22 protein-coding genes are annotated in these 22,104 nt (G+C 68.6%); 8 read left to right on the top strand and 14 right to left on the bottom strand.

The annotated features are described in order from the left end of the window. Window positions 1–19: 19 nt before the first annotated feature. Window positions 20–1,768: a glutamine--tRNA ligase/YqeY domain fusion protein gene (locus QMZ26_RS14005; RefSeq protein ID WP_200734033.1), complete on the bottom strand. Its 1,749-nt coding sequence runs from the start codon at window positions 1,766–1,768 to the stop codon at window positions 20–22. 240 nt (window positions 1,769–2,008) lie between these two features. Between QMZ26_RS14005 and QMZ26_RS14000 the strand changes: the two genes are divergently transcribed. Together QMZ26_RS14000 and msrA are read left to right on the top strand one after the other, a co-directional pair. Continuing rightward, window positions 2,009–2,272, top strand: coding sequence for a DUF2007 domain-containing protein (locus QMZ26_RS14000; RefSeq protein WP_079220701.1), 264 nt, complete (start codon window positions 2,009–2,011; stop codon window positions 2,270–2,272). Window positions 2,273–2,302: 30 nt separating this feature from the next. Next, entirely contained in the window at window positions 2,303–2,968 is a 666-nt protein-coding gene (gene msrA / locus QMZ26_RS13995) for a peptide-methionine (S)-S-oxide reductase MsrA (protein ID WP_200734601.1), read from the top strand. 587 nt (window positions 2,969–3,555) lie between these two features. On the opposite strand, the gene QMZ26_RS13990 is transcribed toward msrA, so the two are convergent. The 5 genes from QMZ26_RS13990 to ahpC form a co-directional block, all read right to left on the bottom strand. After that, complete coding sequence (locus QMZ26_RS13990) at window positions 3,556–4,512, bottom strand: transaldolase (RefSeq protein WP_283221820.1); 957 nt, start codon at window positions 4,510–4,512, stop codon at window positions 3,556–3,558. A gap of 50 nt (window positions 4,513–4,562) precedes the next feature. Then, the gene (rnk, locus tag QMZ26_RS13985; RefSeq protein ID WP_079220704.1) at window positions 4,563–4,967 is read right to left on the bottom strand and encodes a nucleoside diphosphate kinase regulator; all 405 of its coding nucleotides are present in this window, start codon (window positions 4,965–4,967) and stop codon (window positions 4,563–4,565) included. Between the two features lie 123 nt (window positions 4,968–5,090). Further along, entirely contained in the window at window positions 5,091–6,056 is a 966-nt protein-coding gene (locus tag QMZ26_RS13980) for a LysR substrate-binding domain-containing protein (protein WP_283221819.1), read from the bottom strand. A 73-nt stretch (window positions 6,057–6,129) separates the two neighbouring features. Next, entirely contained in the window at window positions 6,130–7,722 is a 1,593-nt protein-coding gene (gene ahpF, locus QMZ26_RS13975) for an alkyl hydroperoxide reductase subunit F (RefSeq protein ID WP_079220706.1), read from the bottom strand. A 229-nt stretch (window positions 7,723–7,951) separates the two neighbouring features. Continuing rightward, a complete protein-coding gene (ahpC, locus tag QMZ26_RS13970; protein WP_079220707.1) occupies window positions 7,952–8,515 on the bottom strand; it encodes an alkyl hydroperoxide reductase subunit C in 564 nt (187 codons plus the stop codon). Between the two features lie 323 nt (window positions 8,516–8,838). Here ahpC and prmC point away from each other — a divergent pair, with 323 nt between their 5' ends. Next, a complete protein-coding gene (gene prmC, locus QMZ26_RS13965; RefSeq protein WP_283221818.1) occupies window positions 8,839–9,696 on the top strand; it encodes a peptide chain release factor N(5)-glutamine methyltransferase in 858 nt (285 codons plus the stop codon). 48 nt (window positions 9,697–9,744) lie between these two features. After that, window positions 9,745–10,686 carry a prolyl aminopeptidase gene (gene pip / locus QMZ26_RS13960; protein WP_283221817.1) on the top strand — a complete coding sequence of 314 codons (942 nt, stop codon included), beginning with the start codon at window positions 9,745–9,747 and terminating at the stop codon, window positions 10,684–10,686. An 89-nt stretch (window positions 10,687–10,775) separates the two neighbouring features. Here the strand turns inward: pip and QMZ26_RS13955 are convergent, their stop codons facing one another. Further along, window positions 10,776–11,675, bottom strand: coding sequence for a LysR family transcriptional regulator (locus tag QMZ26_RS13955; protein WP_237772010.1), 900 nt, complete (start codon window positions 11,673–11,675; stop codon window positions 10,776–10,778). Between the two features lie 91 nt (window positions 11,676–11,766). Here QMZ26_RS13955 and QMZ26_RS13950 point away from each other — a divergent pair, with 91 nt between their 5' ends. Together QMZ26_RS13950 and QMZ26_RS13945 are read left to right on the top strand one after the other, a co-directional pair. Further along, the gene (locus tag QMZ26_RS13950) at window positions 11,767–13,179 is read left to right on the top strand and encodes an MFS transporter (RefSeq protein WP_283221816.1); all 1,413 of its coding nucleotides are present in this window, start codon (window positions 11,767–11,769) and stop codon (window positions 13,177–13,179) included. After that, window positions 13,176–13,847: a hypothetical protein gene (locus tag QMZ26_RS13945; RefSeq protein ID WP_283221815.1), complete on the top strand. Its 672-nt coding sequence runs from the start codon at window positions 13,176–13,178 to the stop codon at window positions 13,845–13,847. The genes QMZ26_RS13950 and QMZ26_RS13945 overlap by 4 nt, the downstream gene beginning before the upstream one ends. Window positions 13,848–13,928: 81 nt before the next feature. On the opposite strand, the gene QMZ26_RS13940 is transcribed toward QMZ26_RS13945, so the two are convergent. The 4 genes from QMZ26_RS13940 to QMZ26_RS13925 are packed head-to-tail and all read right to left on the bottom strand — an operon-like array spanning window position 13,929 to window position 16,822. Further along, complete coding sequence (locus tag QMZ26_RS13940; RefSeq protein ID WP_283221814.1) at window positions 13,929–14,726, bottom strand: N-formylglutamate amidohydrolase; 798 nt, start codon at window positions 14,724–14,726, stop codon at window positions 13,929–13,931. Beyond that, window positions 14,719–15,273 (bottom strand): NUDIX hydrolase, encoded by a 555-nt coding sequence (locus QMZ26_RS13935; protein ID WP_079220713.1) that lies wholly within the window; start codon window positions 15,271–15,273, stop codon window positions 14,719–14,721. The genes QMZ26_RS13940 and QMZ26_RS13935 overlap by 8 nt, the downstream gene beginning before the upstream one ends. Continuing rightward, window positions 15,270–16,259 carry a 5'-3' exonuclease H3TH domain-containing protein gene (locus QMZ26_RS13930; RefSeq protein ID WP_283221833.1) on the bottom strand — a complete coding sequence of 330 codons (990 nt, stop codon included), beginning with the start codon at window positions 16,257–16,259 and terminating at the stop codon, window positions 15,270–15,272. The genes QMZ26_RS13935 and QMZ26_RS13930 overlap by 4 nt, the downstream gene beginning before the upstream one ends. After that, window positions 16,244–16,822: a nitroreductase gene (locus QMZ26_RS13925; RefSeq protein WP_079220715.1), complete on the bottom strand. Its 579-nt coding sequence runs from the start codon at window positions 16,820–16,822 to the stop codon at window positions 16,244–16,246. The genes QMZ26_RS13930 and QMZ26_RS13925 overlap by 16 nt, the downstream gene beginning before the upstream one ends. A gap of 331 nt (window positions 16,823–17,153) precedes the next feature. On the opposite strand from QMZ26_RS13925, the gene QMZ26_RS13920 reads away from it, so the two are divergent. Both QMZ26_RS13920 and QMZ26_RS13915 read left to right on the top strand, forming a co-directional pair. Beyond that, on the top strand, window positions 17,154–19,496 hold the full coding sequence (locus QMZ26_RS13920; protein WP_283221813.1) for a DUF1631 domain-containing protein: 2,343 nt from the start codon (window positions 17,154–17,156) through the stop codon (window positions 19,494–19,496). 52 nt (window positions 19,497–19,548) lie between these two features. Beyond that, window positions 19,549–20,628, top strand: coding sequence for an NAD(P) transhydrogenase subunit alpha (locus QMZ26_RS13915; RefSeq protein WP_283221812.1), 1,080 nt, complete (start codon window positions 19,549–19,551; stop codon window positions 20,626–20,628). A gap of 77 nt (window positions 20,629–20,705) precedes the next feature. Here QMZ26_RS13915 and QMZ26_RS13910 read toward each other — a convergent pair whose 3' ends face one another. From QMZ26_RS13910 to QMZ26_RS13900, 3 genes are read right to left on the bottom strand one after another with little or no spacing between them, the layout of a single operon-like run. Continuing rightward, a complete protein-coding gene (locus QMZ26_RS13910; RefSeq protein WP_283221811.1) occupies window positions 20,706–21,155 on the bottom strand; it encodes a DUF3106 domain-containing protein in 450 nt (149 codons plus the stop codon). A gap of 5 nt (window positions 21,156–21,160) precedes the next feature. Next, window positions 21,161–21,493 (bottom strand): hypothetical protein, encoded by a 333-nt coding sequence (locus QMZ26_RS13905; RefSeq protein ID WP_283221810.1) that lies wholly within the window; start codon window positions 21,491–21,493, stop codon window positions 21,161–21,163. After that, window positions 21,490–22,074, bottom strand: coding sequence for an RNA polymerase sigma factor (locus QMZ26_RS13900; RefSeq protein ID WP_283221809.1), 585 nt, complete (start codon window positions 22,072–22,074; stop codon window positions 21,490–21,492). The genes QMZ26_RS13905 and QMZ26_RS13900 overlap by 4 nt, the downstream gene beginning before the upstream one ends. Window positions 22,075–22,104: the final 30 nt, after the last annotated feature.

Here is a 22,104-nt window from a genome sequence, read left to right as displayed (position 1 = left end):
CCGGCGCCCGCGCAGGTCCTCAGGCCGACCAGGTGTCGCGCAGGGTCACGCTGCGGTTGAACACCGGCTTGGCCTCGGTGTGGTCGCGGCGGTCGGCGACGAAGTAGCCGGTGCGCTCGAACTGGAACGACTGCTCCGGGGTGGCGCTGGCCGCGGCCGGCTCGACATAGCCGGTGACGGTGCGGCGCGATTCCGGGTTGAGGTAGTCGCGGTAGGTCTTGCCCTCCGACTCGTCGTCCGGGTTCGGTACCGAGAACAGGCGGTCGTACAGGCGGATCTCGGCCGGCACGCCGTGCACGGCGCTGACCCAGTGGATGGTGCCCTTGACCTTGCGGTTGGCGCCTTCCATGCCCGGGCGCGATTCCGGATCCAGCCAGCCGCGCAGCTCGGTGATGGTGCCATCGGCATCCTTGACCACTTCATCGCAGCGGATGATGCCGGCACCACGCAGGCGCACTTCGCCACCCGGCACCAGGCGCTTCCAGCCCTTCGGCGGCACTTCGGCGAAGTCTTCGCGGTCGATCCACAGCTCGCGGGCGAACGGCACCTGGCGGCTGCCGAAGCTTTCGTCCTTGGGGTGGTTGCTGAAGGTCAGCTGTTCTTCGTGGCCTTCATCCAGGTTGGTCAGCACCAGCTTCACCGGATCGATGACCGCCATGCGGCGCGCGGCGGCGCTGTCCAGGTCTTCGCGCAGCGCGCCTTCCAGCACGCTGAAGTCGATCAGCGAATTCTGCTTGCTGATGCCCACGCGTTCGGCGAACAGGCGCATCGCGGCCGGGGTGTAGCCACGACGGCGAAGGCCCTGCAGGGTCGGCATGCGCGGGTCTTCCCAGCCGTCCACCAGCTGCTCGGTGACCAGCGCCATCAGCTTGCGCTTGCTCATCACCGTGTAGTTGATGTTCAGGCGCGAGAACTCGATCTGGCGCGGCTTGGCCGCTTCGCGCGGCAGGCCGGCGTCGACCAGCGGCTGGGTCAGCGCATCGTCATGGGCGAAATCGACGTTGTCCACGCACCAGTCGTACAGCGGGCGGTGGTCTTCGAATTCCAGCGTGCACAGCGAGTGGGTGATGCCTTCGATCGAATCGCCCAGCGCATGGGCGAAGTCGTACATCGGGTAGATCGGCCACGCATTGCCGGTGTTCTGGTGCTCGACGTGCTTGATGCGGTACAGGGCCGGATCGCGCAGGTTGATGTTGCCGCTGGCCATGTCGATCTTGGCGCGTACGGTGCGCGCGCCATCGGGGAATTCACCGGCGCGCATGCGGCGGAACAGGTCCAGGTTTTCCTCGACGCTGCGGTCGCGCCACGGCGACGGACGGCCCGGCTCGGTGAGGGTGCCGCGGTAGGCGCGCACTTCCTCGGCCGACAGGTCGCAGACGTAGGCCTTGCCCTGCTCGATCAGCTTCTCGGCGGCCAGGTAATAGGTCTGGAAGTAATCCGAGGCGTGGCGCAGCTCGTTCCAGGTGAAGCCCAGCCAGCGCACGTCATCCTGGATGGCGGCGACGTACTCGGGGTCTTCCTTGGCCGGGTTGGTGTCATCGAAGCGCAGGTTGCAGACACCGCTGAACTCACCGGCCAGGCCGAAGTTCAGGCAGATCGACTTGGCGTGGCCGATGTGCAGGTAGCCGTTCGGCTCGGGCGGGAAGCGGGTCTTGATCGCCTGGTGCTTACCGCTGGCCAGGTCCTCGCGCACGATCTGGCGGATGAAATCGCGCTTCTCGTGGCTGTCGGCGGGGGTCTCGGGGCTGGCGGGGGTGTGCTCGGACATGAGTCGGCGAAAGAGAAAGGCAGAAAGACCAACAGTTTAGCGCGTCAGGGGCGGGGCTGCCGGGTGGCGCCTGCGGTTGCCGGCCAGCGGCCGGCACTACCACCCACCTTCCGGGGTTGCCGGCCGGCAGATTGCGTATCGACACGCAGATGGGGGTAGTGCCGGCCGCTGGCCGGCAGAACGCACCACCGGCATTCAGCCCCCGGGCGTATGCTGGACCCCTGTCCCGAGGAGCCGCCCATGCACATCGTGTACAAGGCCGACAATCTGTTCGACGCCCACCTGGTCAAGCACGCGCTGGAAGATGCCGGCATCCCGGCCTTCGTGTTCGGCGAGCAGCTGCTGGGCGGCATGGGCGAGCTGCCCTTGTTCGGCGTGCTGCGGGTCGGCATTCCCGACGTGGCACGGCCGCAGGCCGAGGAGATCATCGCCGCGCTGGACTTGGGCCAGGGCCCGTCCGACCCCATTTCAGACGCAGACGATTGGGCCGGACAGCCGGCGTAGGAGCGCATCATGTTGGGAATCAGCCAGGGCATCCTCGGCATCGGGGCCTTCAAGCAGCGCCTGCCGCGCCCGGAAGAGGCGCTGCCGGGCCGCGAGCAGCCGCTGCCGCTGCACAGCAACCAGCACTTCGTGAACAGCCACCCGCTGAAGGATCGTTTCGCCGGCCTGCAGCAGGTCCGCTTCGCGCTGGGCTGCTTCTGGGGCGCCGAGCGCAAGTTCTGGAACGAACCGGGCGTGTACAGCACCTCGGTTGGCTATGCCGGCGGCGTTACCCCGAACCCGACCTACGAAGAGGTCTGCTCGGGCCTGACCGGCCACACCGAGGTGGTGCAGGTGGTGTTCGACCCGGCGGTGGTGGGCCTGGAGCGGCTGCTGCAGCTGTTCTGGGAAAGCCACGACCCGACCCAGGGCATGCGCCAGGGCAACGACACCGGCACCCAGTACCGTTCGGCGATCCACGCCACCGACGAGGCGCAGTATGCCGCCGCGCTGGCCAGCCGCGAGGCGTACCAGGCGCAGCTGGACGCGGCCGGTTACGGGCCGATCACCACCGAGATCGTGTACCCGGCGCCGGAGTACTACTACGCCGAGGACTACCACCAGCAGTATCTGGCGAAGAACCCGAACGGCTACTGCGGTATTGGTGGCACCGGGGTGAGCTGCCCGATCGGGCTGGATGTGGAGGCGCCGCGCTGACGCGCGGAGGTCCGCCTGCGGCGGGCAGAAGCCAAAGCCTGGTAGAGCCGACTGCTAGTCGGCTGAAAGCCAAAGCGGCTCTGTGTTGCTGTGAGTCTGGCGGGACGGGTTGGGTTGTCGGGGGACGCCGTGAATCCATCCCTGGAGGCTTGTGAGCGCCATCCATGGCGCTCGCACCCCCGCCAACCCAACCCGCCCCACCCCTGACAGTTTCCCGGTGACGGTGGGCAAGAGCATTTGTGTACTGACGAACTGATGGAAAAGAAAAAGGACGCGGCCTTCGCCGCGTCCTTTTTCTTTGGTCCTGCAGTGCCCTTTGTAGAGCGGAGCCATGCTCCGCTCCGAGCAAGCGCAGCGCGCGACCCGCTGTTGCTCTTCTTTCTTTTTTCCGTGGCGGGCGGCCACCGGAAACTGTCGAAGGCAGGGTGGGTAGGCCGGGCAGGGGCGTGAGCCGCATGGATGCGGCGACCGAGCTTACATGGACGTACTTGCAGCGTCCCCTGCCCGGCCTACCCACCCTGCCAACCTCATGACCCGCTCTCCGCGACCCAGCCCCCCGCCACGAGGGGCTCAGCCGTTCGCCGCAATCACAGTTCCGTACGGATCCGCTCGCGCAGCGCCTGCAGGTCCTTGGCGAATGCATCGATACCCGTCGCCAGCTTCTCGGTCGCCATCGGGTCCGCCGCCAGATCCGCCGCGAACTTCGCCGCGTCGATCGGGGTCACGGCCACGCCGTCGGCCGCACCGGCCACCAGCTTGCGCGGCAGCTCGCCGTGGTCGGCGTCCAGCTTCTCCAGCAGGTCCGGCGAAATCGTCAGGCGGTCGCAGCCGGCCAGCGCTTCGATCTGCGCGGTCGAACGGAACGAGGCGCCCATCACCACCGTCGGCGAACCGCGGCGCTTGAATTCGGCGTATACGCCGCGCACGAACTTCACGCCCGGGTCTTCATCGATGTTGGCCGGGGTCTGGCCGTTGGCCACGTACCAGTCGAGGATGCGGCCGACGAACGGCGAGATCAGGAACGCGCCGGCTTCGCTGCACGCCAGGGCCTGGGTCGGGTTGAAGATCAGGGTCAGGTTGCAGTCGATGCCTTCGGCCTGCAGGATGCGCGCGGCTTCCACGCCTTCCCAGGTGGCGGCGATCTTGATCAGGATCTTCTCGCGCGGCACGCCGGCATCGGCGTACATCTGGATGAACTGGCGGGCCTTGGCCACGGTGGCGGCGGTGTCGTGGGCCTGGTCGGCATCCACTTCGGTGGACACGCGGCCCGGCACCAGGGTGCTCAGCAGCGCGCCGACGCCGATGGTCAGGCGGTCGGCCACAGCGTGCACCACCGCCTCGCGGTCGCCATCCTGCTGGCGGCCCCAGGCCAGTTCGCGTTCGATCAGCTCGGCATAGACCGGCAGGTCCAGCGCCTTCTTCACCAGGGTCGGGTTGGTGGTGCAATCCACCGGCTGCAGGCGCTTGATCGCGTCGTAGTCACCGGTATCGGCGACAACCACCGACAGTTCGCGCAGCTGGGACAGTTTGGACGGGGTACTCATTACGGCTCCTGGTGCAGGGAAATCGAATCGCGCGCGATGCGCAGCGGTAATCAGGGACGGTCGTTGTGGACCGCAGTCACGCGCAGGCGCAGCTTGCGGCCGCCGGGCGCGTTCCAGTCGATGCTCTGGCCGATCGCCAGGCCAAGCAGGGCGCTGCCGACCGGGGCCAGCACGGACACCTTGCCTTCATCGACGTTGGCTTCGCGGGGGAAGACCAGGGTCAGGACATGCGTCTCGCCCGACACTTCATCTTCGCACTCCACGCGCGAATGCATCATGACGATGCCTTCGGGAATCTGGTCCGGCGCCAGCACGGTGGCCCGGTTGAGTTCTTCGGCAAGCGCGAGCGCGGCAGGCGTCTGGCTCAGCGCAGGCGAATCAAGCATGGCCTCGAGGCGGTCCATGTCGAAGGTCGACACAGTAATGGACGGCGGCAGGCCGCTGGCGGTGTTCATGGTGGTGCTCCTTGATTGAAAGCCATGCAAAAGGCGGCACCACCTGGCGCCGCCTGACTGTATTGTGGGGACAAATGCAGCCGGAATCGACTCCCGCCGCAGCGGCGGGCCGGTTCTCCCGGCTCAGCCGTTCAGCAGCGGGCCGGACACGTTCGGCGCTTCGCCGGCGGGCACGCCCTCGGCATCCAGGGTGAACAGGGCCTGCGGCAGGCGCTTGAACTGGTCGGCCAGCTCCAGCAGGAAGCCATGCATGGCCGAGCTGCGCCGCCAGACCATGGCGATGCGCCGGCTTGGGCGGCCTTCGCCGGTGAAGTCGAGCAGGCGGATGTTGTTCGAGCGTGGCACCGGTGGCTGCACCGACAGGCTCGGCAGCAGGGTGATGCCCACGTCGGCAGCGACCATCTGCCGCAGTGTTTCCAGGCTGGTGGCGCGGAATTCGGATTTCTCGTTGGCACCGAACAGGCGGCACACTTCCAGCGCCTGGTCACGCAGGCAATGGCCGTCTTCCAGCAGCAGCAGTTTCTGCGTGGCCAGCTCCTGCACGTCCAGGTGCTCGCGGCGGGCCAGCGGGTGGCGGCCGGAGACGGCCAGCAGGAAGGGTTCCTCGAACAGGAACTCGGCATGCAGCTGATCGTCGATGACCGGCAACGCCAGCAGCGCAGCGTCCAGCTTGCCCTCGCGCAGGCGTTCCAGCAGCACGTCGCTCTTTTCCTCGACCAGCAGCAGTTCCAGCTCGGGGAAGCGGTCGCGGATGCGCGGGATCACATGCGGCAGCAGGTACGGGCCCAGGGTCGGGAAGATCCCCAGGCGCACCGTACCGGCTTCCGGATCGCGGCTGCGTCGCGCCGCTTCCTTCAGTTGTTCCACTTCGGACACGATCACCCGAGCACGCATCGCCGCTTCCTGCCCGGCGGGGGTCAGCATCACCTTGCGTGGTGCGCGTTCCACCAGCGGCACGCCCAGCTCTTCTTCCAGCTTGCGGATCTGGGTGGACAGCGTGGGCTGGCTGACGAAACAGGACGCGGCGGCCCGGCCGAAGTGCTTGTGATCGGCCAGGGCCACCAGGTATTTCAGATCGCGAAGGTTCATCCTCAGACCCCAGGGGTAACGGACCGGCTTACCCAGCAGGCAATGGTGCCCCCGATGACCTGGGAACGCGTGATCAGGCCGCCTCGGCCACTGCGCCGCTGCCCTTGGTCACGGACGAACGGATCAGGTGGTCGAAGGCGCTCAGTGCCGCGGTGGAGCCGGCGCCCATGGCGATGATGATCTGCTTGTAGGGTACCGTGGTGCAATCGCCTGCGGCGAACACGCCCGGCAGGTTGGTCTGCCCGCGGTCATCAATGACGATCTCGCCACGCGGCGACAGTGCCACGGTGTCCTTCAGCCACTCAGTGTTGGGCAACAGGCCGATCTGCACGAAGATGCCTTCCAGTTCCACCCGGTGCGCGTCGCCACCGACGCGATCCTTGTAGACCAGGCCGGTGACGCGGCTGCCATCGCCGAGCACTTCGGTGGTCTGCGCGCTGGTCAGCACGGTCACGTTGCCCAGGCTGCGCAGCTTCTTCTGCAGCACTTCATCGGCGCGCAGGCTGGAATCGAACTCCAGCAAGGTGACATGCGACACGATGCCGGCAAGGTCGATGGCCGCTTCCACGCCGGAGTTGCCGCCGCCGATCACCGCCACGCGCTTGCCCTTGAACAGCGGGCCATCGCAGTGCGGGCAGTAGGCCACGCCCTTGTTGCGGTACTGGTCTTCGCCCGGCACGTTCATCTGCCGCCAGCGTGCGCCGGTGGACAGGATGACCGAGCGCGACTTCAGCACCGCACCGTTTTCCAGCTGCACCTGCACCAGGCCGTCTTCGCCGGCCGGCACCAGTGCGCTGGCGCGCTGCAGGTCCATGATGTCCACCTCGTACTCGCGCACGTGCTGCTCCAGCGCGGTGGCCAGCTTCGGGCCCTCGGTTTCCTTCACCGAGATGAAGTTCTCGATGGCCATGGTGTCCAGCACCTGGCCACCGAAACGCTCGGCGGCGATGCCGGTGCGGATGCCCTTGCGCGCGGCGTAGATTGCGGCCGCAGCGCCGGCCGGGCCACCGCCGACCACCAGCACGTCGAAGGCGTCCTTGGCGGCGATCTTCTCCGCTTCGCGCTTGCCGGCGTTGGTGTCCAGCTTGGCCACGATCTGCTCGAGGGTCATGCGGCCCTGGTCGAACACTTCACCGTTGAGGTACACGGTGGGCACGGACATGATCTCGCGCTTCTCCACTTCATCCTGGAACAGCGCGCCGTCGATGGCCACGTGCTGGATGCGCGGGTTGAGCACGGCGGCCAGGTTCAGCGCCTGCACCACGTCGGGGCAGTTCTGGCAGGACAGCGAGAAGTAGGTTTCGAAGCGGTAGTCGCCTTCCAGGTTCTGCACCTGCTCGATCAGCTCGGCGGTGGCCTTGGAGGGGTGGCCGCCCACCTGCAGCAGGGCCAGCACCAGCGAGGTGAATTCGTGGCCCATCGGCAGGCCGGCGAAGGTCAGGTGGATGTCCTGGCCCGGGGTGCCCAGGTCGAAGGACGGCACGCGGCCCTGGCCGTCGCGCAGGACCTGCAGCGAGATCTTGTCCGACAGGCTTTCCAGGGTCTGCAGCAGTTCCAGCATTTCCTGCGACTTGGCACCGTCATCGGCGTGCGCGGTGATCTGGATCGGGCGGGTCACGCGCTCCAGATAGGTCTTCAGCTGCGACTGCAGGTTGGCGTCCAACATGGTCTTCTCCTGGCTTCAGGCAAACAGGGGGCGTGGCACCGCTGCAAAAGGTAGCGGACCAGCGAGGGGGTAGGGGTGAACCCAAGGCAGCAGAGACAGCTGTGGAAGGGGCTGGCGAGCGGCGGCTTGCTTGCTCGGCTGTCTTGGGTTCACCCCCACGCCGGCGGGGGGACCGGCACGGGGATGAGGGGCGCGCCGCGGCGTGGGGCCGCGGCAGGCCGGTACTGCTTTAGATCTTGCCGACCAGGTCCAGCGACGGGGTCAGGGTCTTCTCGCCTTCCTTCCACTTGGCCGGGCAGACCTGGTTCGGGTTGGCGGCGGTGAACTGGGCAGCCTTCAGCTTGCGCAGGGTCTCGGACACGTCACGGGCGATCTCGTTGGAGTGGATCTCCAGGGTCTTGATCACGCCTTCCGGGTTGATGATGAAGGTGCCGCGCAGGGCCAGGCCTTCTTCTTCAATGTGCACGCCGAAGGCGCGGGTCAGCTTGTGGGTCGGGTCGCCGACCAGCGGGAACTGGGCCTTGCCGACGGCCGGGGAGGTTTCGTGCCACACCTTGTGCGAGAAGTGCGTGTCGGTGGTGACGATGTAGACCTCGGCACCGGCCTTCTTGAACTCCGCGTAGTGCTCGGCGGCGTCTTCGATCTCGGTCGGGCAGTTGAAGGTGAAGGCGGCCGGCATGAAGATCAGGACGGACCACTGGCCCTTCAGGCTGGCATCGGAAACCTTGATGAACTCGCCGTTGTGGTAGGCGTTGGCTTCGAACGGCTGGATCTGGGTGTTGATGAGGGACATCGTTTTTCCTCTGGGTGAAGGGGAGTGGGTGAATCGACAGGAGCTAGGTTACCGATTCATTGTCGATAAGAACAATGCATTGATTTCATCTATTCGATAGGTGGAGTCTATTGAAATGCGATGAGCCCGCCATGAATCTCGCCGCCACCATCCTGCAAGTCGTTGTATGAAAAGGAAAATCGCTGCGGGCCGTGAAGATGGCCCGATAGCCCCTCCTTATCCCGCCCCATCGAACCTGAATGGATTCCCGCTTTTGTAGAGCCGAGCCCATGCTCGGCTGCCTTTGGAACAGCCGAGCACGGGCTCGGCTCTACAATTGCCGGATGTCCATTCAACCCGAACCCTCCCTGCGCCAGGCCGTGGCCGACGCCAGCGCCCGCCTGGGTGGCATCGATGCCCGTCACGAGGCCGAACTGCTGCTGCTGCACGTGCTGCAGCGACCGCGCAGCTGGCTGTTCGCGCACGCCACCGATGCGCTGCCCGCCAGCGATCTGGCCGCCTTCGAAACCCTGCTGGCGCGCCGCGTGGCCGGCGAACCGGTGGCCTATCTGACCGGCCGCCGCGGCTTCTGGACGCTGGACCTGGACGTCGACCCCTCCACCCTGATTCCACGCCCGGAAACCGAGCTGCTGGTGGAACTGGCGCTGGAGCGCCTGCCGCTGGAGCGCGACCTGCAGGTGGCCGACCTCGGCACCGGCAGCGGCGCGATCGCCCTGGCCCTGGCCAGCGAACGCCCACAGGCCCAGGTATTGGCCACCGATGCCAGCGCGGGCGCCTTGGCAATGGCCGCGCGCAATGCCGACCGCCATGAACTGGGCAACGTCCGCTTCGCCGAAGGCGGGCACGACTGGTACGCGCCGCTGCAGGGCCAGCGCTTCGACCTGATTGCCAGCAACCCGCCGTACATCGCCAGCGATGACCCGCACCTGCAGCAGGGCGACCTGCGCTTCGAGCCGGCCACCGCGCTGGCTTCGGGCGCCGATGGGCTGGATGACATCCGCCGCATCGTCGCCGGGGGGCAGGCCCACCTGCTGCCCGGTGGCTGGTTGCTGATCGAGCACGGCTGGGACCAGGGCGAAGCGATCCGCGCGCTGTTCGAGCAGGCCGGCTACGTGCAGGTGCAGACCGCACGGGACCTGGAGCAGCGCGACCGCATCACCCTGGGCCAGCGCCCGGCCTAGAATGGAGGTTCTCCTGCCTCGGCAGGGCATCACCCTGGAGCTGCAAGCATGCGTACGCTGTATCCCGCCATCACCCCCTACGACGTCGGCACCCTGCAGGTGGACGACCGCCACACGCTGTACTTCGAACAGTGCGGCAACCCGGACGGCAAGCCGGTGGTGATGCTGCACGGTGGCCCGGGTGGCGGCTGCAGCGACAAGATGCGCCAGTTCCACGACCCGTCCAAGTACCGCATCATCCTGTTCGACCAGCGCGGCGCAGGCCGTTCCACCCCGCACGCGGACCTGGTCGACAACACCACCTGGGATCTGGTGGCCGACATCGAAAAACTGCGCGAGCACCTGAAAGTGGACCGCTGGCAGGTGTTCGGCGGCAGCTGGGGTTCGACCCTGGCCCTGGCCTATGCCGAAACGCATCCGCAGCGCGTGACCGAGCTGGTCCTGCGCGGCATCTTCATGCTGCGCCGCTGGGAACTGGAATGGTTCTACCAGGAAGGCGCCAACCGCCTGTTCCCGGATGCGTGGGAGCACTACCTGAAGCCGATCCCGGCCGTGGAGCGCCACGACTTGATCTCGGCCTTCCACCGCCGCCTGACCAGCGAAGACGAAACCACCCGCCTGGACGCGGCCAAGGCGTGGGCGGTGTGGGAAGGCGCGACCAGCTTCCTGCACGTGGATGACGACTTCATCAACAGCCACGAAGACCCGCACTTCGCGCTGGCGTTCGCCCGCATCGAGAACCACTACTTCGTCAACGGTGGCTTCTTCGAAGTGGAAGACCAGCTGCTGCGCGACGCGCACCGCATTGCCGACATCCCCGGCGTGATCGTGCATGGCCGCTACGACGTGGTCTGCCCGCTGGCCAACGCCTGGGACCTGACCAAGGCCTGGCCGAAGGCGAAGCTGGAAATCACCCCGGCCTCGGGCCACTCGGCGTTTGAAGCGGAGAACGTGGACGCGCTGGTGCGCGCCACCGACAGCTTCGCCTGATGCCCACGGGGTCGGATCCCTTTCCCACGGAAAGGGCTCTGACCCCGGTTCGACCGCGTATCCGAACCCCATCCACGCATGGCGTGGATCTACCAGTCTCCGGCCAGCAGCGCGTCGGCCAGCACCTGCAGCTTCGGCGAATGCTGCCGCGACGGCGGATAGATCAGCGACAAGGCGCGGCTGCGGCCCTCATACGGCTGCAGCACGTGCTGCAGGCGGCCGTCGGCCAATGCATCGGCCACGGCGAAATCCATCACCTGCACGATGCCGATGCCGGCGATGGCCGCTTCCACCAGCGGGTCGCCGCTGTCGAACACCATCCGCGTGGCCGGCGTGAAATCGCGCAGGTGGCCTTCCTGCAGGAACTGCCAGTCAACCACGCGCCCGCTGCGCAGGTTGCGCACCGCCAGGCAGGCATGGTCATGCAGCGCGGCGATGTCGGCCGGCGTGCCACAGCGGGCCAGGTAGGCCGGGCTGGCCACGGTCACCCAGCGCAGCGGCCGCAGCGGTCGCGCCACGATGCGCTGGTCGGCGATGACGCCGGTGCGCAGCGCTGCATCGAAGCCTTCCTCGACCAGGTCGACCAGGCGGTCACTGAGCACGGCCTCCACCTGCAGCTGCGGATGCTGCTGCAGCAACGGCCCCAGCAGCGGCACCAGCACCTTGCGCCCGAACATCGACGGCGCACTGATCTTCAGCGTGCCCGACGGCGTGCACGGGCGATCGGCCAGCTGGCGCTCGGCATCCTCGAAGCCGCACAGCAGCGGCGCCACCTGGTCGACGAACTGGCGCCCATCCGGGGTCAGGGCCACGTTGCGGGTGTTCCGCTGCAGCAGCTTCACCCCCAGCGTGGCCTCCAGCCGGCTGATCGCGCGCGACAGCCCGGACTGGCTCAGCCCCAGCTGCCCTGCGGCCACGGTGAAGCTGCGTGCCTCGGCCACCTGCACCAGCATGCGCACGGCATTGAGGTCCAATGACGATCCATTCATGCCGAAAATCATGACAGATATAGGCGTGCGGGGGTTTATTGATGGCGCCGCATCAATGAGACTGCGCTCCCCCACCGATCCACCGCCGCCGATGCCCCCACTCAAGTACCCGCGCTGGGCGCTGACCCTGCTGGCCACCGCCCAGCTGATCATCGCCCTGGACGCCACCATCATCTTCGTCGCCCTGCATGACATGGGCCGCGCGCTGCAGATCAATGCGCAGCAGCTGCAGTGGGTGGTCAGCGCCTACACCGTGGCCTTCGGCGGCAGCCTGCTGCTGGGCGGCCGCGCCGCCGACCTGATCGGCCGCCGCCGCTTCTACCGGCTGGGCATGCTGCTGTTCGCACTGGCCTCGCTGCTGGGCGCGCTGGCGCCGAACGCAACCCTGCTGATCATCGCGCGCGCGGCGCAGGGCATCGGCGCCGCGCTGCTGTTCCCGGCCACGCTGGCGCTGATCAACACGCTGTATGCCGAAGGCCCCGTGCGCAACCGCGCGCTGGCGATCTGGAGCATGGCCAGCGCGGTCGGCCTGGCGCTGGGCACCCTGCTCGGTGGCGTGCTGACCCAGGCGTTCGGCTGGCCGGCCGTGCTGGCGGTGATCGTGCCGCTGGCCACCGCCTGCGCCGTTGCCGCCGGTGCATGGCTGCCTGCCGATGGCCCGCGCGCGCAGGGTCGCTCGTTCGACCTGGCCGGCTGCATCACCGTCACCCTCGGCGGCAGCCTGCTGGTGACTACCCTGGTGCAGGGACCGGAGTGGGGCTGGACCGCGCCGGCCACGCTGGGGTGCCTGCTGCTGTCGGCGCTGCTGCTGGTGGCGTTCGTGCAGATCGAACAGCGCAGCCGCGACCCGCTGATGCAGTTCGCGCTGCTGCGCCTGCCCGGCCTGCGTGCCGCGCTCGGCCTCACCTTCGCCTTCATGAGCAGCTATGGCGTGCAGTACTACTTCATGGCGCTGTATTTCCAGGACGGCTACGGCTGGAGCCCGCTGCAGGCCGGCCTGGCGTTCCTGCCGGCCACCGCGGTGTGCACCGTGGGCATCCAGCTGGCCGAGTGGGCGCTGAAGCGCTGGAGCGCACGCAAGGTGCTGGTGCTCGGCCAGCTGGCCGGTGCCATCGGCATCGCCTGGGTGGCGGCAACCCTGCCGTACGCCTCGAACTTCTGGCCGCTGTTGCCGGGCGTCGTAGTGCTGAGCATCGGCCAGGGCATGACCTGGACGTCGATGTGGATCGTGGCCGGGCAGGGCGTGCCGGCCGCGCAGCAGGGCGTGGCCTCGGGCATGGCCGCCACCGCGCAGCAGATCGGGGGTGCGCTGGGCCTGGCGGTGCTGGTGATGGTGGCCAATGCCGGCGCTGGTGCTCCGGGTTCGCCCAGCGCGCTGGCCGGGCTGGTGCGTGCCGAGTACGGCGCCGCGTTGTTCGCCCTGTTCGGCGTGATCATCGCGCTGGGCCTGCGCCCGGCACCGGTAGACTGCAGTTCCCTCGATGGCCAGGCCAACAACGCATGATCGAACTGCTCGACCTGCAACAGACCCTGCACGCGTTCGCTGCCTGCAACGACGACCATGCGGTGTATCAATCCTTCGGCTGGGTGCATGCCACCGACGGTGACCTGCTGCAGGCGCGCTTCTGGTTGCCACCCGACGAGGAAACCGCCTTCGACGATGACAGTGAGGTGCCGGCCGATGCGCGCGCGCTGGGGCTGTCGACCTACCTCGAACCGGCGACCTTCGCCGACGTGCTTGAGGTGCAGAAGCGGCAGCGTCCCCTGTCCAGCCTGGCCGAGTACGCGCAGGCGCTGGTGCATTACCACGAGTACGATGCGTTCCAGGAAGTGGAAGGCATCGACGAGGCGCTGGGCGAGGCGACTGCCGCAGATCGGGCGGCGGCGCGTGATGCCGGTGTTGGCGCAGGCATCTTTGCTTCGTTCGATCTACAGCTGCTGGCCTGCGCGGACGATCAGCTGAAGGCGACCGCACAGCGTGTGGCCCACCTGCACGAGGTACCAGTGGGTGAGGCGCTGGCACGCTGCCGAGCGTTGCCGCTGTTGCTGGGGCAAGCCCTGGATCGCAACCGCGCGCAGGCCATCAAGGATCAGTTCGAAGCCATCGGCGCGACGGTGCAGGTGCAGGGCTTCAAGGCGTTCGCGTGGATGGACGCGCCTACGCTGCGGTAGCGCCGGGCCATGCCCGGCGGCATTCCGTTGCGCCGCCGCGATGCGGCTCGCCGGGCATGGCCCGGCGCTACCGGGTTTGCTTCACCTAACCGCCAACAACGCCGGCTGCAACGCGCTGAAAATCCGCGCCAGGCGCTCGGCCCAGGCCTGCTGCCCGGCCACATCGGCAATCAGGTCCTGGCGGATCTCCAGTTCCACATGCACCAGGCCACGGCCTTCGCCATGCACTGGCACCGCGTAGTCGCTGGTGCTGCTGACCGAATACGGTTCGTTGTCGCCCACCACCAGGTCGCCCTCATCGCGCAGTGCCTGCAGCAGCGCCTGGGCGAAGCGGGTGTCCTGGTGGTACAGCACGCCGGCGTGCCACGGCCGCGGCGTGCCGTTCATTGCCGGGGTGAAGCTGTGCATCATCACCAGCAGGGTGGGACGGCCGCCATCGCGGCGCGCGTCCAGTTCGGCATCGATGCGCGCGTGGTAGGGCGCATGGATGGCGTCGATGCGCTGCTGCCGCTGTGCCGCCGAGAGCCCGGCGTTGCCCGGTACCACGGTGTGGTCACTCACTTCCGGGATCAGCGTGGGCGAGGCCAGCGGCCGGTTGCAGTCGATCAGCAGCCGCGAATAGGTCTGTTCGATCGCCCAGGCATCCAGCAGCCCAGCCAGCGCGCGGGTGGTGCCGGCGATGCCGATGTCCCAGCCGATGTGGCGGTCCAGTTCCGCCTGCGGCAGGCCCAGGCCGTTCAATGCGCGCGGCACCTGCTGGCCGGCATGGTCGGCCAGCAGCAGGAACGGTGATGCGCCCTGCGCGCGGTGGATCGTGTAGATCGCAGGATCGTCGGCGCCCAGCAGGGCCGGCACTGCATGCAGGCCGGCGTCAGCCACGCGGGCGTCCATCCAGGTGGTGCTCGATCATCCACAGGCCGGCCCAGAGCTTGGCGTCCAGTGCGTAGCCTTCGCCCATCTTCTGCACCAGCCAGGCGGCAGCCTGTGCACGCGGAATCTCATGCACGGTGATGTCTTCGCTGTCATCGCCGCCGCCTTCGCCGATGCGGCGCAGGCCAGTGGCGCGGACGAAGGCGATCTGCTCGCTGCTGGCGCCGGAAGATGTCGGGCCGATCATCAGCACTTCGGCGTGCTCGGCGGTCCAGCCAGTTTCTTCTTCCAGCTCGCGCACGGCCGAGACCTCGATGGACTCGCCCGCGTTGATGTCACCGACCAGGCCGGCCGGCATCTCGATGGTCGCCGACTGCAGCGGCACGCGGAACTGCTCGACGAACAGCACGTTGTCCTCGGGGGTGACGGCGATGATGATCGCCGCCAGGCCGCCGGCATGGGTGCGTTCGCTGTATTCCCAGCTGCCGCGCACGACCATGCGCTGGTACTTGCCTTCGTAGACGACGCGCGGGGCTTCGGTGTTTCTCTGGCTCATGCGGGCTCGCTGGAGGAGGGAAGGGGAGTGTCCGGGCCGGCCGCAGTGGCCGAACCGGGATCGTTCACGCCGGCGGCGCTGAACAGGCGGCGGCGCGTCAGCGGGCCGAAACGCAGCGCCTGGCACAGGCCGCCCAGCAGTTCGGGGTCGGCCGGCTGGCGCAGCAGGCCGGGCTGGCTGCCTTCCAGCGGCGCATCCAGCGCGATGGTGGTCAGCTGCCGCCAGAGCTGGGCGTGATCGCGCTGCTCGCGCAGGCGCACGGCCATCTGTGCGGCACCGCGCAGGCGCAGGAAGGGCACTTCGTCCAGGCGTTCGTACAGCGCGTCCATGCTGCCGAAATGGGCCAGCAGTACCGCGGCCGATTTGGCGCCGACGCCGCTGATCCCGGGAATGTTGTCCACCGCATCGCCACACAGCGCCAGGTAATCGGCGATCTGGTGCGCGTGCACGCCGTGCCGCGCCTTCACCCCGGCCACGTCCCAGCGCTGGTTGCGTGCGTAGTCCCACTGTTCGTCGTGGTCCAGCAGCAGCTGCGACAGGTCCTTGTCGGCGGAGATGATCAGCCCGCGATGGCTGTGCCGGTGCTGGTGCAGGGCACTGCCGATCAGGTCGTCGGCCTCGTAGTCATGGTGCGCCAGCACCACCAGGCCCAGCGCCGCGCACAGCGCCTTGCAGTGCACGAACTGGCGCTTCAGCGCCTCCGGCGCCGGGTCGCGGTTGGCCTTGTAGGCCGCGTACAGGCGGTGGCGGAAACCGCTGTCCAGCGCCTCGTCGAAGGCGATGGCGATGTGCCGGGGGCGCTCGCGCTCGAGCAGGTCGAGCAGGAAGCGGGCGAACCCGTGCACGGCATTGGTCGGCCAGCCCTGGTTGTCCTGGAACTCGTCCGGCAGCGAATGCCAGGCGCGGAACACATAGATGCTGGCATCCACCAGGTACAGCGGCGGCGGCAGCGGTACGGCATTCACGGCGCTCACTGGCCGGTCCAGTCCTGCAGCAGGGCCGCGGCATCGGGGCGCTCGCGCTCGGGTACCTCGGCCTTCGGCGTACCGATATGGATGAAGCCGGCGATGCCTTCGCCCTCGGCCAGGCCCAGGTGGGCATGCACGGCGGGGTCGAAGGCCATCCACGCGGTCAGCCACTGCGCGCCGAAGCCCAGCGCCTGGGCAGCCTGCAGCAGGGCGAAGCAGACGCAGCCGGCGGTCATCAGCTGTTCCTCCCCGGGCACCTTCGGGTCCGGGCGCGGGCTGGCCACCACCACGATCACCAGGGGGGCGTGGCTGAAGCGCTGGCGGTCCTTCTCCAGGACCGCCTCGCCGGCCTGCGGATCGCGCTGGCGGCTGCGTTCGACCAGGAAGTCACCCAGTGCGTGGCGGGCATCGCCGGCGATCTTCAGGAAGCGGAACGGGACGCGTTTGCCGTGGTCGGGCACGCGGACGGCCGACTGCAGCATGCGCAGCAGGGTGGCCGGGTCCGGGCCGGGCTCGCCCAGCTGCCGCGAGGGCACCGAACGGCGGGCGTCGAGGGCGAGCAGGGCAGCGGGGTCGGGCATGGAGTCTGAACCGGTCATCACGGGCTGAAGATTATAGTCGGGGCGGTTGGTGACGCTGTCTGCGTCGCGTTTGCCCTCTGAATATCAAACTGTGATGAACGTCATGCCACTGCCGGGTAACCGGCGAGCGCTTCCCCTCGCCTCGCAGGCCCCGCACGGCTTAGGATATCCGTCTTGCCGGGCCGCCGGTCGTGAGGTTTGAAGTGAGGACTGTTTCACTGTCCGTGACGGGCTGGCCGGCCTACCATCGACGTACCGGTACATGGGGTGTACCGGCCGTCGCGATGTCCATGATGTCTGTCGTACCAGAGAAGGTGGGGAGCCTTCCCGAATGATGAGCGCGCCCACTCCGATGGGATCGCCGGGTCGTGACCCGGCCCAGCTCCAGCTTGCACGGGACGCTGTCCTGCCCGCACTGTGCCAGGCCTTCGGCGCGGCGCTGGCGCGGTTTGACGACGCCCTGTTCGACCGTGCCGGCAATGCCGGCGCGTCGCAGTTGCTGTTCCTGGACGCCATGCGTGAACTGCGTCGGCGCCGGGACGAGATCACGGCGGCCTTTGCCGCCCACCTGGACCAGGCCTGGGCCGCGTTGGCCGCCGGCGATCCGCTGTCCGCCGAAGCCACCCTGTCCGGCCCGGCCGAGGAAGGCCTGAGCCTGATTCCTGAACATGTGCTGGAGTCGCGGCTGGCGGTGCGCAACTTCGCCACCGTGCTGCTGCGCGATTTCAAGCCGGTGCTGGCCCGCCTGGAGCGCCGCCTGGGCTGGCTGGCCGGCGGCATCGAGCTGGACGCCGACCTCGATCCGGTCAGCCCCGAGCATCTGGGCGTGGCCATCCACCAGGCGTTCGCCGGGTGCGAGCTGGCCCCGGAAGTACACCTGGTGCTGATCAAGCTGTGCGAGCGCGACATGCGCGCGCCGGTGGGTCGCATCTACGAGAAGCTGGACGAGCAGTTGGCTGCAGCCGGTGTGATGCCGCAGATGGGCGCCCCGCGGCGGCCGCTGTCGACGGCCCCGGCACAGCAGGCCCCGCACGGGATGGACGATCTGGTCGAACAGCGCCAGGCGCCGGGCTTCGACACCGATTTCAGCGATGAGGAACAGGCCGCACCCGCCTGGGCGCAGCGGTTCGCCGCGCGCTGGTCCGAGCGCCGTGGCCACATGCAGCAGCACCTGGCCGGCGAAGACGGAATGCCTGGCGGTGCGCCCGGTGGTTCCGGCGAAGCCTATTCCGGCCAGCAGGGCATGCTGCTGGAAGCACTGCACGAACTGCTGCAGCAGACCCGGCATGTCCGCGAGGATGCGACGTCGGCCGCGCAGGTGGCCGTGGGCCAGCACCGCCCGCTCAGCCAGCGCGAGATGATGTCGGTGCTGTCGCTGCTGCAGGCCACGCCCAGCGCGACCCTGCGCGCGGCCATCGGCGAGGACGGTGAATCGCTGGCGCAGCGGCTGAAGAGCGAAGTGCTGTCCAACGCCACCCGCCTCGGCGTGGACCCCGGCCAGACCCGGCTGGACCCGCAGGACGAGGATGCGATCGACCTGGTCGGCATGCTGTTCGACGTGATGCTGGACGAACGCGAACTGGAAGGCCGCTCGCGCGAGCTGATCGGCCGCCTGGTGGTGCCCTTCGTCAAGGTCGCCATGCTCGACCGCCGCATGTTCGTGCAGAAGACCCATCCGGCCCGCAAGCTGCTCAATTCGCTGGCCGAGGCCTGCGAAGGCAACACCGGCGAAAGCCAGGCCGAGCGCATGCTGATGGCCAAGGTCGAGGAGATCATCGAGCGCCTGGTCGCCGAGTTCAACGAGAACCTGGCGATCTTCCTGACCCTGGAAGAAGAATTCCGCGATTTCCTGCTGCAGCATCGCCGCCGCGTGGAAATCGCCGAGCGCCGCGCCGCCGAAACGCAGCGCGGCCAGGAAAAACTGGAAATGGCCCGCAACCGTGCCGGCGCCGAACTGGACCGCCGCATCGGCGATGCCACCCTGCCGCCGGCCATCGCCGGGTTCCTGCGCCAGCCGTGGCAGCACCACCTGACCCTGGCGCTGCTGCGCGAGGGCGAGGAAGGGGCGTCCGTGGCCGAGGCGCTGAGCCTGGGCGACGGCCTGCTGGAGGAAGTGGCCGAGGCGCGCCGGCACATCGTCGGCAAGCCGTGGCTGCAGGCCTGGCAGCCGGTGCTGGCCAAGGTGTTTGCCAGTGTCGGCGTGCATGGTGATGCGGCCTCGGCCGCCATCGATGCGCTGCACGGCACCCTGCAGGGCATCGCCGAATCGCGCCCGGAACTGCAGCGCGCGCTGCCGGAACTGCCGCAGGTCGCGCTGCCGACCGCACCGGTGCCCGAAGCGAGCGCGGTGGAACTGGCCGGGCAGGTCGAGACCGATGATTTCGACAATGCCGACGCCGACCGCTTCCGCCGCATGGAAATCGGCAACTGGCTGGACTTCGTCGACAAGGACGGCAAGGTCCAGGCCGGCAAGCTGTCCTGGATCAGCCCGATCTCCTCGCGCCTGCTGTTCGTCAACCGTCGTGGCGTGCGCTTCTGCGTGGCGTCGCCGGAAGAACTGGCGGTGATGGTGCGGCTGGGCCGCCTGCGCGCCCACGTCGACGATGGCGCCTTCGACAGCGCCATGCAGGGCGTGATCGACCGCCTGGACCCGGGTAACGCCACCCTGCACTGAGGGGTGGCTGCCTGCTAGGATCGGGAAAACTCACCGATCAGCGGGGACCTGCATGGCCGTGGCGTTGCTGGGGATGAAGGAGACCGCGCCGGGCGAACGGCGCGTGGCACTGACGCCGGAAACGGCGCGCAAGCTCGGGGCCTTGGGCATCACCGTCTGGTACGAAGCCGGCGCCGGACTGGCCGCAGGCTTCCCCGATGCCGCCTACGACGATGCGGGCGCGCGCGCCTTCGACGCCGGTCGCTGGAACGAGATCGACATCCTGCTGTGCGTGCAGGCGCCACCGGCTGCGGTGCTGGCCCAGCTCAAGCCCGGTGCCAGCGTGGTCGGCCTGCTCACACCGGCCAGCGACCCGTCGCTGGCGGCGCTGGCCGGCGATGACCGCCTGCTGTTGTTCCCGCTGCAGCAGCTGCCGCGTACCACGCGTGCGCAGGCCATGGACGTGCTCAGTTCGCAGGCCGGCATGGCCGGCTACAAGGCCGCGCTGATCGCCGCCGAGCGTGCGCCGCGCTTCTTCCCGATGCTGACGACGGCGGCCGGTACCGTGCGCCCGGCCAAGGTGCTGGTGATCGGCGCCGGCGTGGCCGGCCTGCAGGCCATCGCCACCGTGCGCCGCCTGGGCGCGCAGGTGGAAGGCTTCGACGTGCGGCCTGAAACCCGCGAACAGATCCAGTCGCTGGGCGCGCGCTTCCTCGACCTGGGGGTCAGCGCGGCGGGCGAGGGCGGCTATGCGCGTGCATTGACCGACGAGGAGCGGGCCGAGCAGCAGCGCCGCCTGGCCGACCACCTGCGCAGCGTGGACGTGGTGATCTGCACCGCAGCGGTGCCGGGCCGGCCGGCGCCCACCATCGTCACCGCGGCAATGGTCGAGGGCATGGCGGTGGGCAGTGTGATCGTCGACCTGGCCGCCGAGAGCGGCGGCAACTGCGCCCTGACCCAGCCCGGCCAGTGCATCGAACACCAGGGCGTGACCATTGATGGCCCTTTGAATCTGGCCAGCCGCGGCGCCACCCAGGCCAGCGAGATGTACGCGCGCAACCTGCTCAACTTCGTCACCCTGTTCGTGCAGGGTGGCCAGCTCGGGTTTGATTGGGAAGACGAACTGCTGGCGAAGACGCGCTGGCAGGCATGAAACGGTAGCGCCGGGCCATGCCCGGCGAGCGCAGCGGCCCGCGCAGGATCCGCCGGGCATGGCCCGGCGCTACCCCTTTACCGCGGCTTCGCCGGCGGCGGATTCTCCCGCACCCATTCCTTGCGCTGTTCCGGCGTCATCTGCGACCAGCGCTCGCGCAGTGCATCGCGCTGGGCCGGGCTCAGCGTGCGCATCTGGCCGAACAGCGCGCGCGCCTGCTCGCGCTGTTCCGGGCTCATGTGCTCGAAACGGCGCAGGCCACGGCGGGCCTTGTCGCGTTCTTCCGGGCTCATCGACTGCCAGCGTTGGCCGTGCGACAGCATGCGCTGGCGTTGTCCGGCATCGGCGCCGTTCCAGCGGTCGCGCAGCGGCGCCAGCAGCGCCTCGCGCTGGGCCGGGCTCAACTGTTCCCAGTTGGGCAGCACAGGGCCCGGTGCGGCGGCGGGCGCAGTGGTCTGTGCCAGCAGCGGCGCAGCCGGCAGCAGGACCAGGGCGAACAGCAGGGGCAGGGTGGGGCGTCGCAGCATGGTTCTCACTCCATCGCCAGGTCGGTGTCGCCCAGCCACAGGTACATGTCGGGATTCTCGTCGTACAGCGCGCTGTTGTCTTCCACCGCGGCAAGCGTCGGTGCCGGGGCCGGGCCCGTGTGCGTGCCCGGGCCCGGGCCGGTGAACTGCACGCCGATGCCCAGCGCCATCACCAGCGAACACGCGCTGGCCAGCCACCAGCGCCAGCGGCCCCGGTGCGCCGCATGGGCGCCATGGCGGGCCTGGCGCAGCCGCGCCAGGGTAGCCGGCGACAGCGACTGCAGCGACTGCGCGTGCAGGCTGCGCAGGGCGTCATCGGAAGGCAGGGAGCGGTTCACGGATGGTTCTCCAGGTAATCCTGCAGCGCCTGTCGGGCGCGTGCCAGATGGGTCTTTACCGCGCCTTCGCTGCAGCCCATGGCGCGGGCGGTGGTGGCCCCGTCCAGGTCCTGCAGCACGCGCAGGGTGAAGGCTTCGCGCTGGCGGGCGGGCAGCGTGCGCAGCGCCTGCACCAGTTGCTGGTACTGCTGGTGCTGCTCGTGTGCCTGCGCCGGGTCCGGGCCGGGGTCGGCCCAGTCGATGTCGGCGCCGTCGGCATCGTGGTTGTCGCGCCAGAACGGCAGGCGGAAGCGGCGCCGGCGCTGCAGGTCGATCACCCGCCGGCGCAGGATGCTCCAGAACAGCGGCGACCATTCGGCGGCCGGCTTGTCGGCGTAGTCCAGCATGCGCAGCAGGGCGTCCTGCACCGCGTCCAGGGCATCCTCGCGCTGGCGCAGGCCGGCCTCGGCGAAACGGAAGGCGCGCGGGCCGACGCTGGCCAGGAACGCTTCCAGCGACGCCGGCAGGGCATCGGCATCGGCGGTCTGGGGGAGAGGGCTGCTCACCAGCACAGGGTACGGTTCCTCACTCGGGGTCACCATCGACAACGCGTGAGCACGGCTTTGGTTGAC

The sequence above is a fragment of the Stenotrophomonas sp. PFBMAA-4 genome, assembly GCF_030053215.1.
GTDB lineage: Bacteria > Pseudomonadota > Gammaproteobacteria > Xanthomonadales > Xanthomonadaceae > Stenotrophomonas.
Note: the sequence above shows the minus strand (reverse complement) of the source record. Positions and strands in the feature narration are given on the sequence as shown.